Origin of the sequence: Halobacillus salinarum (assembly GCF_022919095.1) — a bacterium.
Taxonomy (GTDB): domain Bacteria; phylum Bacillota; class Bacilli; order Bacillales; family Halobacillaceae; genus Halobacillus_B; species Halobacillus_B salinarum.
On record NZ_CP095073.1, the window covers coordinates 1,877,051 to 1,892,667 of the forward strand.

General features: G+C 40.9%; 13 protein-coding genes and 1 other annotated feature. Of the genes, 6 read left to right on the forward strand and 7 right to left on the reverse strand.

What is annotated here, in order from left to right:
- Nucleotides 1-126 precede the first annotated feature (126 nt).
- The 4 genes from MUN89_RS09550 to MUN89_RS09565 all read right to left on the reverse strand — a co-directional run bounded on the left by MUN89_RS09550 (nt 127) and on the right by MUN89_RS09565 (nt 5,864).
- Complete coding sequence (locus MUN89_RS09550; protein ID WP_244713682.1) at nt 127-1,299, reverse strand: acetoin utilization protein AcuC; 1,173 nt, start codon at nt 1,297-1,299, stop codon at nt 127-129.
- Nucleotides 1,296-1,943: an acetoin utilization AcuB family protein gene (locus MUN89_RS09555; protein WP_244713171.1), complete on the reverse strand. Its 648-nt coding sequence runs from the start codon at nt 1,941-1,943 to the stop codon at nt 1,296-1,298. Before MUN89_RS09555 ends, MUN89_RS09550 begins: the two co-directional genes overlap by 4 nt.
- Nucleotides 1,944-1,948: 5 nt before the next feature.
- Nucleotides 1,949-2,596, reverse strand: coding sequence for a GNAT family N-acetyltransferase (locus MUN89_RS09560; protein WP_244713173.1), 648 nt, complete (start codon nt 2,594-2,596; stop codon nt 1,949-1,951).
- A 139-nt stretch (nt 2,597-2,735) separates the two neighbouring features.
- Nucleotides 2,736-5,864, reverse strand: coding sequence for a transglycosylase domain-containing protein (locus tag MUN89_RS09565; protein ID WP_244713175.1), 3,129 nt, complete (start codon nt 5,862-5,864; stop codon nt 2,736-2,738).
- Between the two features lie 123 nt (nt 5,865-5,987).
- Nucleotides 5,988-6,197: a binding site (T-box leader), on the forward strand.
- A gap of 55 nt (nt 6,198-6,252) precedes the next feature.
- On the opposite strand from MUN89_RS09565, the gene tyrS reads away from it, so the two are divergent.
- On the forward strand, nt 6,253-7,518 hold the full coding sequence (gene tyrS, locus MUN89_RS09570; protein WP_244713177.1) for a tyrosine--tRNA ligase: 1,266 nt from the start codon (nt 6,253-6,255) through the stop codon (nt 7,516-7,518).
- Nucleotides 7,519-7,759: 241 nt separating this feature from the next.
- Here the strand turns inward: tyrS and rpsD are convergent, their stop codons facing one another.
- Nucleotides 7,760-8,362, reverse strand: a complete 603-nt coding sequence (rpsD, locus tag MUN89_RS09575) for a 30S ribosomal protein S4 (protein ID WP_244713179.1) — start codon at nt 8,360-8,362, stop codon at nt 7,760-7,762.
- Nucleotides 8,363-8,742: 380 nt separating this feature from the next.
- Here rpsD and MUN89_RS09580 point away from each other — a divergent pair, with 380 nt between their 5' ends.
- Together MUN89_RS09580 and MUN89_RS09585 are read left to right on the forward strand one after the other, a co-directional pair.
- Nucleotides 8,743-10,602 carry a sensor domain-containing diguanylate cyclase gene (locus MUN89_RS09580; RefSeq protein WP_244713181.1) on the forward strand — a complete coding sequence of 620 codons (1,860 nt, stop codon included), beginning with the start codon at nt 8,743-8,745 and terminating at the stop codon, nt 10,600-10,602.
- 17 nt (nt 10,603-10,619) lie between these two features.
- The gene (locus tag MUN89_RS09585) at nt 10,620-11,207 is read left to right on the forward strand and encodes a kinase (protein WP_244713685.1); all 588 of its coding nucleotides are present in this window, start codon (nt 10,620-10,622) and stop codon (nt 11,205-11,207) included.
- Between the two features lie 97 nt (nt 11,208-11,304).
- Here MUN89_RS09585 and MUN89_RS09590 read toward each other — a convergent pair whose 3' ends face one another.
- Nucleotides 11,305-11,784 (reverse strand): GAF domain-containing protein, encoded by a 480-nt coding sequence (locus MUN89_RS09590; RefSeq protein ID WP_244713182.1) that lies wholly within the window; start codon nt 11,782-11,784, stop codon nt 11,305-11,307.
- Between the two features lie 122 nt (nt 11,785-11,906).
- On the opposite strand from MUN89_RS09590, the gene refZ reads away from it, so the two are divergent.
- Complete coding sequence (gene refZ / locus MUN89_RS09595; protein WP_244713183.1) at nt 11,907-12,509, forward strand: forespore capture DNA-binding protein RefZ; 603 nt, start codon at nt 11,907-11,909, stop codon at nt 12,507-12,509.
- Here refZ and hisJ read toward each other — a convergent pair.
- Entirely contained in the window at nt 12,493-13,302 is an 810-nt protein-coding gene (gene hisJ, locus MUN89_RS09600; protein ID WP_244713184.1) for a histidinol-phosphatase HisJ, read from the reverse strand. The two genes, refZ and hisJ, sit on opposite strands and share 17 nt — an antisense overlap.
- Before the next feature lie 159 nt (nt 13,303-13,461).
- Between hisJ and ezrA the strand changes: the two genes are divergently transcribed.
- Together ezrA and MUN89_RS09610 are read left to right on the forward strand one after the other, a co-directional pair.
- Complete coding sequence (ezrA, locus tag MUN89_RS09605) at nt 13,462-15,153, forward strand: septation ring formation regulator EzrA (protein WP_244713185.1); 1,692 nt, start codon at nt 13,462-13,464, stop codon at nt 15,151-15,153.
- 15 nt (nt 15,154-15,168) lie between these two features.
- Nucleotides 15,169-15,492 (forward strand): hypothetical protein, encoded by a 324-nt coding sequence (locus tag MUN89_RS09610; protein WP_244713186.1) that lies wholly within the window; start codon nt 15,169-15,171, stop codon nt 15,490-15,492.
- Nucleotides 15,493-15,617 lie beyond the last annotated feature (125 nt).

Sequence of the window (15,617 nt, forward strand, 5' to 3'; positions counted from 1 at the left end):
CATTGTAGAAAAGCCTTGGGCTTTTCTTTTTTTGTAATTGACTCATGTGAACCTCTGAAGTCAAGATGCTCTGGTGAAAATTATTTGAGTACAGAACTCAATGGTGACAATTCTGAGGTGCAAACGTTAAAGAGAGTTGTATTTTTTTTGATTGTGAATCAGTTGGAGCGACTTCTCAAGTATTTTGTCATTCTTTTCGGTAATTTCCTGTTTTCTTGGGATTGGCTTGTAACTATCCGCTGGGTCATGCCAATGCTCTGGTAATACTACTGGAGAACTTTCCTGCCATTTTTTCAGCCATTGATCTGGGAGCTTTCCTTTAAAAGGTTCCAAGCCCTGCATAATGCTCCAAATTTGCGACCACGCTCTAGGAACGACTCTCCAAATGTCATAACCGCCTCCACCTAAAGCAATCCATTTTCCCTGACAATACTTGTGAGCAAGCTCATGAGCAAGAGCCGGAATCCTCTCAAAAATATTCATCGTTCCACAAAGATGGGTGAGCGGATCAAGAAAATGAGCATCAGCTCCATTTTGTGTGATGATCACATCAGGTTTAAAGTATTCTACCACTTCCTTGAAAGCGGATTCATAAACCTGGAGAAATGATTCATCTTCTGTGAACGCATCGATAGGTACATTAAACGAATAGCCATAACCTTCTTTTAACCCTCGTTCGTTTACATTTCCTGTTCCAGGAAATAAGTATCTGCCTGTTTCGTGAATAGACAGGGTGCAGACATTAGGATCGTTATAAAAAGCCCACTGTACTCCATCCCCGTGGTGAGCATCCGTATCTACATATAAAACCCGGTAATTATAGTTTTTGCGGATGTATTTAATTCCAACAGCTCCATCATTATAAATACAAAATCCTGAGGCTTTTCTTTCAAAACCATGATGAAGTCCGCCGCCTAAATTTAATGCATGCTCAACTTTTCCTTCAAGTACTGCATCTATAGCAGTAAGCGTACTACCGACGAGTAACGCTGCTGCTTCATGCATGTCTTTAAACACAGGAGTGTCTTCTGTGCCTATTCCGTATTCCAACCCTTCATCTCCGGGTACAAGTCCTTTCCCGGCCCGTTTAACAGCATCGATGTACTTCCGGCTATGCGCGAGTGAAAGTTCGTCATCTGTGGCAGATCTAGGATTAATTATAGAAGTAGACTCTAAAGCACCGCTTGCTTCAAGCAGTTCTTTAGTTAATACGACGCGCATCTGGTTAAACGGATGGTCATCTTTAAAACGATAACTGGTTACCGAATCTGCATAGACAAAACCCGTATTACACGTCATGGCTGCATCCCGGGCATTTGCGGCCATAATACTTCATAGCCTTCCGTTTTTAAATCTTCTATCGTCGGTAGAGGGTTCATAGTTTGAATGCGGAATACTATTATTTTGTAGCTGGAATCAGGCTTGTATGGATAAATAAGAACTGAGCTGATATTGACCTTCCTTTTCCCCAAGACTTGTGTAACTTGAGGGAGGATCCCTGGCTTATTTAGGACCTTTACTTCAATTTGGGAGCTTTGAACATTTGTGCCTGTAAGCTGAATCAGTGTGTAAAGCATATCTTTCTCCGTAATGATGCCCACCAATTTGTCGTTTCTAGTTACAGGGACACAGGCGATTTCATGTTCATAAAAAATAGAGGCTGTTTCTTCCGCAAAGTCCAGCGGATGCACAGTGATCACCGGCTGAGTCATGATGGCTCCCAGCTTATTTTTCAGGGTACCCATATTGTTTTTCTTTTCAAACACAGAAGGACTTGCATCGCGCACATCTCTATCTGAAACAATACCGATAACCACCATAGTTTCATCTACTATAGGAATATGACGAATATGATGCTGGTTGAGAAGCTTAAGTGCAGTCTCAATGGTATCATCAGGCGTAAGGGAAATCACATCTTTTTTCATAATTTCTTCTACTAACAAATTGGCTACCTCCTTGCACTACGGTATTGGTTCCTAGTAAGAAAACGTAAGTAATCAAATTTATCGATTGAACTCTGAGGCACATGCTTACCGATTTTAACCATCAGGCAGTTCGCAGGATGAGAAATGATTTCAGGATCGTCTGTCGGTGCAGGGGTTAGTCCTCCAGATCCCATCATTTTCTCCATCACTTTCCGGTAGTCCCAAATGCTCAACTGGGTGCCTTTTAAATCCCAATGCCAATAATATTCGGTTGATATGATGATGTAGTTTTCCATAAATGCGTCCATCATGGCTGTTTTTATGAGCCCTGACCCGATTCGATAGCTGCGAAAGTCAGGGATGACTTCAATGGCACCCAGCTCAATTAAATCCTCCATGTTCCCCTCAGACCATCTTTCCAGAGGATCGGGATGCAGAAAAGTGACATAACCGACAATCTTCTCTTGATGTCTTGCGATAATGATTCTGCCTTCTTCAAAATCGGCAATTTCCTTAACTGCTTCAAATTGCTTGTCTGACGGGCGGAAGGCATTAAGGTCTATGGCGAATGAATATCCTGCCATGTCTTCAGAGGAGACAGGTCCTTCAATAATGACAGGACCAACGTCAGTATCCACCGTTTTGCTATGGTAAGTTTTTATGTGCTTCATTTATCCACCACCTTATTATTGGAGTTAACAGCGTCTAATTTTTATTATACATGATTCAATTAATAATTAAATTAAAGAAAAAGCTTCAGCCAATCGCTGAGATTGGCTGAAGCTTAATAAGAATTCAATGAAATTTATCTCAATTATTACTTGAATTGCTGTTACTGCCTGAATCGTTGTCAGAACCCGAATTGTTTCCAGAATCTGAATCATCACCAGAACTTGAACCGTCTCCATTATTCGAAGATCCATCATCATTTCCCGACCCGGAGTTATTGCCGGATCCTGATTGGTTTCCGCTGCCATTGTCAGATCCGGAATTGTTATTGGAGTCGTTCCCTGAATTTGACTGGTCGCCAGAGTTTCCTGAATCTTCATTATTTCCGTTGTTATTAGAAGAGTTGTCCCCATCATCACTGTTGTCACTTGAGGAATCTTTCTTCTTTGGTTTCTCTTCCGGTGCACCCGGGTCTCCAACCTCTACAGGGTTGGAGACACTGGACGACTGACCGAAGTAGTCCACTGCCTTTACAGCATACACTCCGTCACTTCCAGAGAAGCTGTACGAAGTATTGGTTGTGTTTCCCACTAAGCTATAAGAGCCTCCTGGTGTAGATGCCCGGTATATGCGGTATCCCACCACATCGTTGCTCGAGGAAGCCTGCCAGCTTAAGGAAGAAGAACTAGCAGATAATCCTCCCGGAGCTGCAGGGGCTTTACCGTCATTGTCGATACCTGCGGACAGGTTTCCACTTCCTGAAGAAGGAAGAGCTACATTATCCCACGAGCCAGTATTAGGCAGCAGATGGTTCAGGATCGACGGCCTGTCATAGTTATGCTCTTTTAAGAAGGAAGGGCTTAATGTCACGCCACCTTCATCAATAATGAATTCTCCAGGGGTGTTGGGTCCTGCAGCTACAAGATTTCCCTTAACTTTGACGAAACTGCCGCTGACCAGGCTGTCATCCACTTTTGTTGGCGCATATTTTGAATTGTAAATATCGCTTTTAGCCAATCCTACTTTTGAACAAAGATCTGAGGCTAACAGACCTGAAGTGGCACAGTAAGAACGGCGGACTAAGCCTCCAGGACTTTGGAAATTTTGCTTAGGAACCATCAATTCAGGGCGGATAGCAGAAACAGCATTGACAACGTCTGCCCATAAACCAGTGTTTCGCTGGCTGTACCTGCTTACATTTTGAAAGTCTGCCTGATAATCATAGCCCATCCACATGCTGACGGTTACATTTGGATTGGTAGCTACAAACCATGTATCTTTATAGTTTTGGGACGTCCCTGTTTTTCCTGCCCAGTCCACTCCAGGGTAGGAGAGCTGTCCTCGGATACCTCGGGCAGTTCCATATTTCAGTACGTCACGCATCATGTCGATCGTTAAATAAGCGGTTTGGGGACTGAATACTTTCGTTTTTTTCGATTTATGCTCATAAATCGTCTGACCATCTTTAGTTTTAATATCTTGAATCATGTAGGCATCGACGAAGTTCCCCATGTTCCCAAACGTTGCGTAGGCGTTCGTATTCTCTTCATTAGTAATTTGTGCAGCACCTAGCGCCGTTGAATAATTCACGTGATCGTTAATGGCTTTCGTTTCTCTTAAAGTAGTAATCCCCATTTTTTCAAGATACTTGGAAGCAGGGTCTTGATTAATAATCTTCGAATATACTTTGACTGCTGGTACGTTATAGGATTTAGCTAACGCATACCTTGCCGACACTAAACCGTGATTTCGATACGTATAGTTATCTACGATGTCATTGGTTCCAGGATACGTATAAGGGACGTCTGCGATGACAGAGCCTGGCTGGATAGCGCCCATATCCATAGCAGGTCCATAAACTAAAATCGGTTTCATTGTACTCCCATTCGAACGTTTGGAATCAGCAGCGTGATTTAACTGTTCCTCCTGGAAATTGCGACCTCCTATGAAAGCAATAATTTTACCCGTACTGTTTTCAATGATATTGCTGCTTACTTGCACTGGGAGATGCGCTGTTTTGGTGCTGCCATCCTTATTTTTGGCTGGCTGGCCATTCTTGCCATAGATGACTACGGTTTTTTTAGGAGCGTAATCGTTATAATTGTTTTTCACTTTTTGAATGGCATCATAGACTTTTTTATCAATCGTGGTATGAATTTGATAGCCGCCGGTTCTAAGTTTGTGTTCTGCCAAGCTGGTGTATTCTTCCCGAAGTTGATCATCTTTCTTTAGATCGTCCATGGTATGCCCGTTTTCTTCTGCAAGATGTTTTATGATGATGTTCTTTGCGCGCTCTTCCACTTCTGATGTAATGTAAGGATATACAAAATTGGATGATTGCGTGCTGTGGGCTAGAGTATCTTTATTCAGTTTGAATTTCATCGCTTTGTTATATTCTTTTTTTGTGATATACCCACCTTCAAGCATACGGTTCAGCACTTCATGCATGCGGTTGATCCCTGGAGCAAGACCTTCTTTGTCTTTAATAGAACCATCATTGTTAAATGGAGTATACCCGAAAGGAGATTGTGGCAGCCCTGCTATAAATGCAGATTGAGGCAGTGAAAGATCTTTAGCATTCACTCCGAAAATACCCTGGGCAGCCGTTTGTATCCCTGCAATGTTTTCACCATTTGAGTTTCTGCCAAATGGAACGACATTTAAGTATGCTTCTAAGATTTCATCTTTTTGAAAGAACTTTTCCACTCGAAGGGCCAGCAGCATTTCTTTCGCTTTTCGTTCGAAGGAAACTTCATTAGTGAGGATTTGATTTTTGACCAGCTGCTGAGTCAATGTACTTCCTCCTGTTTTTACAGAGGAGTTGGTGACTTCTTGTACAATTGCTCTAAGTACAGCCTTGGGGACGACTCCGTTATGGGTATTGAAGTATTCATCTTCCGTGGCGATGACAGCATTCTTTAAATGAGAATTCACATTTTTAAGTTTAACTTCTTCTCTATACAAGTCTGCTCGAACTTTGTCCACAAGTGTATTATCCGAAAAATAAATTTTCGAAGTTTCAGAGTAATTGTAGATGTCATCGTGCATTTCCTCTTTTGTCAAAAGTGGTTCATCTTTTACGAGAGAGGCAAAATAACCGGCTCCAACGCCGCCAGCAAAGAAAAGGCCGATCACTCCAAAAATAATAAAGAATAATAGAATATTCCATACTACATCATAAGTGATTCTTGTACCTTTCTGTATTCTGCCTTGTTCCCATAAAGACTTTAAATCTAGTTTATACTTACCCTTATTCTGGTTATCTTTCATATTCATACCTCCTAAAAATCCACATTATATTATAACACATCCCTACATAGTGGGACATATTTCTAGAAGGAATTCCTTTGCTTTTTTCAGTTGGATATGATAAATATATTACATAGTTGAATACAAAGAGCGTTGAACGACTGAAGTAGAATGCAAATCCCTGGTGCAGAGAACCGCCGGCTGGTGAGAGGCGGTCCACATTTGTTTTTGAATTACGGTCCGGAGCAATCTTCTGGTAGAAATCAGAAGACGGCATACCTTTCTGCCGTTATCTTTTAAGTGGCACGAATTTGTGCAACAAGGGTGGTACCGCGACAAAACCTCGTCCCTTTACAGGGCGGGGTTTTTTGTGTTCACAAACAATCATTTAGTAGAAGGAGTGGGCATCATGGATTTAGTGCAGGAATTGAAGCAGCGTGGACTAATTAATCAGGTGACAGATGAGGAAGGGTTGGAAAAGCATTTAGCTGACCAGCAAGTGACACTTTACTGTGGTTTTGATCCAACGGCAGACAGTCTCCATATCGGTCACTTGCTTCCGATATTAATGCTGAAACGATTTCAGAAAGCAGGTCATAGACCAATTGCCCTCGTCGGTGGAGGAACAGGAATGATTGGCGACCCAAGCGGCAGATCAGAAGAACGCCAGTTGAATTCTTTAGAAATCGTGCAGAAGTATAGCGACAAAATTAAAGCCCAGCTTGCTAAGATCCTGAATTTCGACGAAGGAACAAATGCTGCCGTGGCTAGAAACAATTATGAATGGCTTTCACAGATGACCGTGATTGACTTCCTGCGCGATACAGGGAAGCATTTTGGAATTAACTACATGCTCGCCAAGGATTCTGTGGAATCACGGATTGAAAAGGGGATCAGCTACACGGAATTTAGTTATATGATTCTTCAATCCTTGGACTTTCAAAAACTTTACGAGAAAGAAAATTGTACTCTTCAAATTGGTGGAAGTGACCAGTGGGGGAATATCACGGCTGGTTTAGAGCTGTTAAGGCGGTCTGCTGCCGGGGAGGGAGAAGTAGAGGCCTTTGGGATGACGATGCCACTAGTCACAAAAGCGGACGGTTCAAAGTTTGGTAAAACGGCTGATGGGGCTGTATGGCTTGATAAAGAAAAAACTACGCCGTATGAATTTTATCAATTCTGGATCAATGCAGATGACCGTGACGTCATTTCATTTTTGAAATACTTCACCTTTATGGATTTTGAAGAAATTGAAGACCTTGAAAAAGAAGTGGACGCTCATCCTGAAAAACGGGTAGCGCAACGCAGACTGGCAGAGGAAATGACAAAGCTTGTCCATGACGAAGAAGCATTAGCTCAAGCTCAAAGGATCTCCAAAGCTTTATTTAGCGGGGATATTAAAGATTTAACCGGGAAAGAAATTGAGCAAGGCTTTAAAGACGTCCCTGCTTACTCATCTTCAGAAAAAGAGCCTTTATTGTTAGAATTGCTTGTACAAGCCAGTATCTCCTCTTCTAAGCGGCAGGCAAGAGAGGATATTTCTAACGGAGCAATTTATATAAATGGGGAACGCATTCAGGACTTAAAGTACGTCATTAGTGAGAAGGATCGTATCGAAGACATGTTTACCATTATTCGACGCGGTAAAAAGAAATATTTTCTTATAAAATTTTAATGACGGGCTGTTAAAAGTTTTCTCTGCTGAAACAGTTTAATGATGAAGCAAGGAACAGCAGTTTTGAATTGTTAGCTGTCGATATTAATCGGCAGCTTTTTTTGTGGAGGGGCTTGCCGCAATGCCGGGGAGACGCGATTCTTCTGCCGTTTCAGTGTGATAACTATTGGTAACGGCTGAGGTAATTGGAGTAAACAACAAAAAAAGCTGCCGATTACGGCAGCTTTCATTGTTAACGTTATTAACGAGAATAGAATTCAACGATAAGCGCTTCGTTAATTTCTGCAGGAAGCTCAGAACGTTCAGGGAAACGAGTGTAGGAACCTTCAAGCTTATCTCCATCAAAAGATAAGTACTCTGGTACGAAGTTGTTCACTTCAACCGCTTCTTTTACAACGTCAAGGTTTTGTGATTTTTCGCGAAGTCCAATCACTTGACCAGGAACTACACGGTAAGAAGGGATGTCAACGCGTCCACCGTTCACAGTGACGTGGCCATGGTTAACAAGCTGACGAGCCTGGTTGCGAGTACGAGCAAGTCCTAGACGGTAAACGATGTTGTCCAAACGGGACTCAAGCAGCACCATGAAGTTTTCACCATGGATCCCTTTCATCTTACCAGCCTCTTCGAAAAGACGGCGGAATTGACGCTCAGTCAAGCCGTACATATAACGAAGTTTTTGCTTTTCCTGCAGTTGCAGGCCGTATTCAGAAAGTTTTTTGCGCTGGTTCGGACCGTGTTGTCCAGGAGCGTAAGGGCGTTTTTCAAGTTCCTTACCAGTTCCGCTTAAAGAAATGCCATAGCGACGAGATTTTTTCCAAGTTGATCCAGTATATCGTGCCATTGGTATTTCCTCCTTTTTATTTTATTTTGCATAAAATAAAAACAGGTGTGTCCCTTTGTGCGCTGCTCATTATGTTTTCATGCACCATCGCTCCAGCAGCAGAGAGTTACGCGATGCACCTCTTTATTGTATAGAGGAACAAAATGATTACAACGGTGGTCCACATAGGCTGCCTTTTATTTTACACAAAAGCCATTATAATTTTTTTTCATCCCCAAGTCAAGAGGAAATGGTAAAATAACGCTTTTGCTAAGGGAAATAAATTCTATATGGTACAATTATATTAAATCTCATAAAAATTTAATTATTTTTATTATTTTAAGGGTATAAAGTAATGGTAAAATAGAATCAACCAATGTTAGGTGATGGGTGAGATGCGAATGGCAAATTACACGCATAACAACGAAAAGCTGCAGCAGTTAAAAGGTGCTCTTTTTGATTTGTTCATGACTAGATCTGGAATGACGTACAGCAGTTATATGACTGAAATGGCAGATGAAATTGCTTCTTTTGTGGATGCAGATGTGAGTGTCATTTATATGCTTGATGAATGGAAGGGTCAATATCGGCTGATTACAGATAAAGAAGAAATAAACGAATTTTTCACAGACGGGTTTTATTGTGAACAACTGAGTGACAGAAAAACTAACGATAAGGTTTTCCTGAAGCAGACGCTTGCCCAATCGTACTTTATGCCCCTTGAAATTGAGAAGAAGACCTTTGGATTTATCGGGATTGCCAACAAGCAGGCAAAGAATTTAAACATCCGTTTACTCGAGCAGTCTGCATTTGAAATAACGAAATTTGTGAACCGTATTGATACCTTCTATACGACATTAGAAGAAAAACAAAGGTATGAATTGCTGTATAAAGTTACATCTAAATTCCATTCTTCAATAGATATGGATGGGGTGCTGAGAGAAATCATAGCAACGCTGAGAAAAATTTACCCTGAATTTCACTATTATCTCTTGCTTTCGCATGATTATACAACAGATCATGAATTGCCTGTGAGGGAGCTTACATATGAAAGACAATCATCAGGAAACGCAAGCACTCAGGCATATTTAACCGGCGAGGTGCAGATTGAGGATCGTTTACATGATCAGCAATCCTTTCTGTATGCACCATTGAAGGGGAAACAGGGAGTCTATGGTGTACTTCAAGTAGTCGCTCCAAGTTATTTGTTTTTCCCTCAGAAGGATATTGATTTTTTTATTCTAATTGCAAATACAGCAGGAAAAGCGTTGGAAAATGCTCAGCTTTATCAGCAATCCAGAAAGTTAATTAATGATCTTCAGCTTATTAATGAAACGTCCGAGCAGTTAAATTCAAATATGCGTTTAAATGACAAAATTGGATACATGGCTACCCAGATTTATCACTCATTTGAAGCAGACGAAGTAGGTTTTTTAATTTTTAATGATAATAAACCAGTGGTACTTGAAGGAAGCTCGCCATTCTTTACCTCGGCCCAATCCGATCCCTTAATAAGTATAGTTAATGAAATGGTGTTCCAGCAAAAGGATGCCTTGTTTGTAGGGGATTTACAAATGAAAACAGGAAAAGATCGGTTTGCCTATCAGTCCGTGATGGCGGTTCCTATGAAGGACCATGAACAGTTAAATGGTTTAGTGATTGTCCTTCACCATACACCTTATTTCTTCAGCTTTGAATCCTTTAAACTATTACAATCGTTAGTGCGGCATTCTACCTTATCCTTTGCTAATGCAATGTTGAGGGAAGAGCTTGAAAAAACGATTATCACGGATTATTTAACGAAGCTACATTCAAGAAATCATTTGGATAAATGTTTGGAGACTTGTTTAAAGCATGACGAGCGTGGGAGTTTCGTCCTTCTGGACATCGACAATTTCAAAAGTATTAACGATACGTATGGTCATCAGACAGGAGACGAAGTGATTAAGCAGGTTTCAAATGCCATTATGAGAAAACTTACGAAAGACGAGTTAGCTGCAAGATGGGGGGGAGAGGAGCTGGCGGTTTATCTTCCTTCGTTTACTATCGAAGAAGCCTATCGTTTAACTGATACAATCCGTAAAGAAATTTCTTCTTCTACTGAACCGCCTGTTACAGTATCCTGTGGTATATCTTCATGGGATTCGGCAGAACGTCCCAATAGTAAATCCATTGTACAGCAAGCGGATAAAGCTCTGTATCAGGCAAAAGGTTCAGGAAAAGACCAGATTGTTGTTGCTGATGTACTGGATTACTCATAGAAAGGTGGAGAGCCGGTATTAATGAATATGCGGGTACGCTTTATAAGAGTTGGACAGAGCGAGGAAAGAGCCGTTTTATCATTGCTGTAGACGGGCTCAGCCGATCTGGTAAAACGACACTGGCTGTTGAACTTTATGATCACTTGAAAGAAGCTGTAAATGTAATCGTTTTTCATATGGATGATTTTATTGAAGAAAGAAGCAGGCGTTACCAGACTGGCCATGAACAATGGTATGAGTATTATCAACTGCAATGGGATACAGAATGGCTGAGAGATCATTTTTTATCAGAACTGAAATCAGCTGATGCATTAACCCTTCCGGTCTATAACCCTCTTTCAGATTCGCACATCTTGGAAACATACAACCTCTCTGAGAATGACATCGTCATTGTTGAAGGAGTCTTTTTGCAGCGAAAAGAATGGCGGAGCTGCTTTGATTATATCGTTTATTTGGATTGTCCGAGGAAAGTTAGGTTTAGCCGGGAAAGTAAAGAAACTAGATTACAAATAGATAAGTTTAAAAACCGCTACTGGAAAGGCGAAGATATTTACTTGGAAAAGGAGGAGCCACTCGTCCGGGCAGATCTCGTGATACATGGATGAATAGCTGTACTAAATGACGCATGGAGAACAACTCCATGCGTTTTAGTTCACCTATGGGATGTTGGGGTGACTGTATTAAAGTTAAAACCCTAAGTCATTAAAGATGGGATTGAAGTGTTTCGCAAAACTGAATAAGAAAACGTTCGTCAGTCTCATCAAACCGGTTTGTACGGGGACTGTCAATATCCAGAACGCCAAATATATGATCGTGCACAATAATGGGGATCACGATTTCTGAACGGCTGGCAGCGTCACATGCAATGTGACCTGGAAAAGAGTGAACGTCTGCTACTCTTTGTGGTTTTCTTTCTTCAACTGCTGTCCCGCAGACTCCTTTTCCCGAAGGAATACGAACACAGGCTGGCAGTCCTTGAAAAGGTCCTAAAACGAGCTCGCTGTTTTTCCATAGATAAAATCCTACCCAGTTGACTTCTACAAGAAATTGATTCAATAAAGCCGAGGCATTAGCTAAATTAGCCATTTGGTCTTCTTCACCTGCGAGCAATGAATCCAATTGTTTGATTAACAGCTGATAATTTTCTTCTTTAGTACCTGAGTATTGAGTAGATTGAAACATCTGTAGACCTCCTGAATAGTCATTCGACATAAAATATGAGTAGATTGTCGGGATTTGATGTACGATTAATAAAGGAATTCCTCCTTACGTAGAGAAGTTTTTGCTAAGGAGGGAAAAATCACATGAACCGTCAGACCACAACTCGTCAAAAAGTGCTCGATGTTGCGTGTCGTTTGTTTTACAGCAAAGGGTTTAACGGGACTTCCGTTCGTGATATTGCCGCTAATGCCAAGGTTAATGTTTCACTAATAAATTATTATTTTAAAAGTAAACAGGGATTGTTTGAAGCACTTACGGTAAATTATTTTGAGCCTTACTTACAAATAATTGAGGAAGAGGCGTCTTTTTCCAGCAAGGGAGACATCCATATGCTGGTGAAAAAGATCTTACATTATAAACAGACTCATTATCAACTTTCCTGTCTTGTGAACAGGGAACTATCATTAAATACTGTATTTGCCAGAGAGATGCTGGTCACTTATCTAGCCAAAGAGAACCATTTGCTGACCGAACTTATGTTTCAGAAAAGAAATCAGATTGAAGTAACGTTTAAAGAAAAACTCTGTCTGCTGCAGCTCAAAGGTTTGTTAAATGCTCCATTTATGATGCCGCAGGAATTTAAGGATCCATTTATTACAGAAGCTTCAATTGACCATTTTGTCGAAGTTTACAGTCAATTGATGATGAAGCAGAAATCATTGCAGTCAGCTAAAGTGAACGCTTAAGCAAAGAACTGTCCAGCTCTTCATATCCCTGCTTTAAAGCGGAAACTCCATGGGCATCTGAACCATATATAAGTGGGATGCCCTTTTCGTGTGCCTGCTTTGCTATATTGTAAGGAGGATAACTTTCTCTGCAATAAGGTTTGCTCAAGCCCGCTCCATTGTAATCAATTTCACAGCCCTCTTTTTTGACTGCTTCTAGTAATTTTAATGCTGTCGCTTCCCATCCTTTAGGAGATGGATAAAGTGAATGGAATTTTCTGATTAGTGTCATATGACCGATGCGGCGTGGTTTGTTTCTTCCAAGGTCAGCATTTAGTGATGATTGGAGTGCAGTGAAGTATTCTTCATACAAATGATGAAGAGATCCAAAGTCTTTTATAGCCTCTGCAAACATCTCCGGACTGTAATCAATACAGTGCCAATCATTTTTTCCTTTTAAAAAATGGACGGATAATAAGCTGTCGTCCATCTCCGGACCATATTCCTGCAGGAAGCTTTTTGTTTCTCCCTCAAACCCCTGTATAAAATCGACCTCGAAACCAATTTTGACGCGAATGGTATTATGATATTCTTTTTTTAAATCTTGAAGATTTCTAATATATTCTTCTACGTCTCCAAAAGCCATACTGCTGTCTTTTAATGGAACTGGGTCGGTAAAAGACTTTGGAAGTGGTGCATGCTCTGTAAAGGTCATCGCTGAATATCCCAGATCAACAGCCTTGTCAACATAAGATCTCAGTGAGTCTTTAGTCCCGTGGGGGCAGTAAGGAGAATGAATATGACCATCATACATAGTTTAATTCTCCTCTCTGTTTGAATTTTTTGTCATTATGTTAATAATTTTGAAATATTTTAGCCAAAACATGTACTTACATGGTATCATAATAGACAACTGTATTTCACTTTGAACGTTACAGAATGACTGAACGGGTAGATTGTAAGGAGGCAGTTTATGAGGTACATCATTGGGGCTATCTTAGTATTAATTGCTTTAATCATTTTTGGACTCATTTGGCGCAAAAGAGTCTATGATGAAGTAGACCGGCTGGAAAGCTGGAAAATGGATATTATGAATCGCAGCGTAACTGAAGAGTTATCAAAAGTTAAGAGTCTCAATTTATCTGGTGAAACCCAGGAAAAATTCGAAGCATGGCGGGATCGCTGGGATCAGATTTTAACCAAAGAGCTTCCTAATTTAGAGGAAGATCTTTTCGATGTGGAAGAGGCTGCTGACCGTTACCAGTTTAGACGTGTGAAGAAAGCCCTGTCCCACACAGAGCAAAAGCTCATTGCAGTGGAAAAAGATATAGAAGCTATGTTCGAAGAGCTGGAAGTGCTTCTTGATTCGGAAAAAAGCAGCCGGATTGAAATAGAAGCAATCGAGCCGGAACTCACAGAACTCTCTAAAACACTTGTTCAAAACCGCCATCAGTACGGCAAGGCAGCACGAATATTTGAAAGTAGAATTCAAGAACAGCAGAAAAAATTGAAAGAATATGAAAGATTAACTGCCCAAGGAGATTATTTAGAAGCAAAGACCCTCGTGCAGTCACTGCGGGAAGAGCTTCAAGAGCTCCTTGAAGAATCCCGGCTGTTCCCTGAACGCTATAAGAAAGTTAGTGCTAAGCTGCCGGAGCAAATTAATGAACTGATCAGCGGAATGGAAGAGATGGAAAACGAAGGGTATCGAATTACGCATCTTGATTATAAATCGGAGCTACATACATTTCAGGAACAGCTTGAAGAGAGTTTGACCCAATTAGATCAGGGAGATCAGGAAAATATAGAATTAGTCATTAAAGAAATAGAATCACGAATTCACGACATGTATCAGCAGCTTGAGAGAGAAGCAATTGCTCATAATTTCGTGGAGCAGCAGCATTCTTCCTATCAGAGCCAGATTGATGAGTTAACTCAAATGCTTACGGCGACTGATCAGGAGATGGAAGACCTGCAAAGAACCTACCAATTGGAAGATGAGGATTTGGAAACACATCGAACGCTGGACCATTGGCTGGGCCAATTAAAGAAAAAATATCTTTCCTTTGAAAATAAGCTTCAAGATGGAACAACAGCTTATAGTGAACTAAGGGCAGAGCTGGAAAGAATGAAACAACAGGTAGAAGAACTTCAGGAAAAGCACCAGGCATTCAGTGAACGAATTCAGATGTTAAGAAAAGATGAAGTTGAAGCAAAAAATAGAATTCATGAAGCTGAACAGTTATTAATCGACACACATCGACGCTTGAAACGAAGCAATTTACCAGGAATTCCAAGTCATATTTTTGAAGAAATGAAGGAAACTACTGTTTTTGTAGATGAGGTTTTTCAAAGCTTAGAAGAACAACCGCTTGACATGACAAAAGTTCATGAAAAACTGGAAGCGGCGATGGCGGCTTCGGAAAAGCTGCATGAGGATGCAAAAGTCGTACTGGATCAGGCATTCTTAGCTGAAAGATTGATCCAGTACGGCAACAGATACAGAAGTCAATACCCTATGCTCGCAGCCAGTCTTGTAGAGGCTGAAAATGATTTTAGAAATTATGATTATGAATCTGCTGTAGATCGTGCAGCAGGGGCTATAAAGGAAGTGGATCCGGAAGCCCTTAAACGTATTGAATCCGACGAACAAGTCCTCGTTTAAGGAAAGGAATTGATTATGAAAAAACGGCTTCTGATTGGTTTAGCTGCTCTGTGTACTTTGATTTGGACAGCTGCATTGTTCATGTACTTTTCCCAATCTCAAACGCCCAAGGTGGTTCGGGATCACAGTGGGATTTCAACAGTCGGCTTAACCATTCATGAGCCAAGTGATGAGAAGCTGGCTGCTTTGTTTACCCAATCAGCTTCTTCAGAAAAGGATACAAGAACTATTCTAGGAACCAAGACGGTCAGTCGTAAATGGTTGGAAGATGTGAGTGTGGACGGAAGATTGAGCATTGATACTGTTTTAGACGAATTAAATTTAACAAACGGATCTTAGGAATGTACTGGTTTTTTCGAAACTAGAACCATGTTAATTTGGGTAAACAGAAAAACAAGTGGGTAAAACTGGCACACGAGAAAATGAGTGTGTCAGTTTTTTAATGGTTTCATTGTTTATTTTTC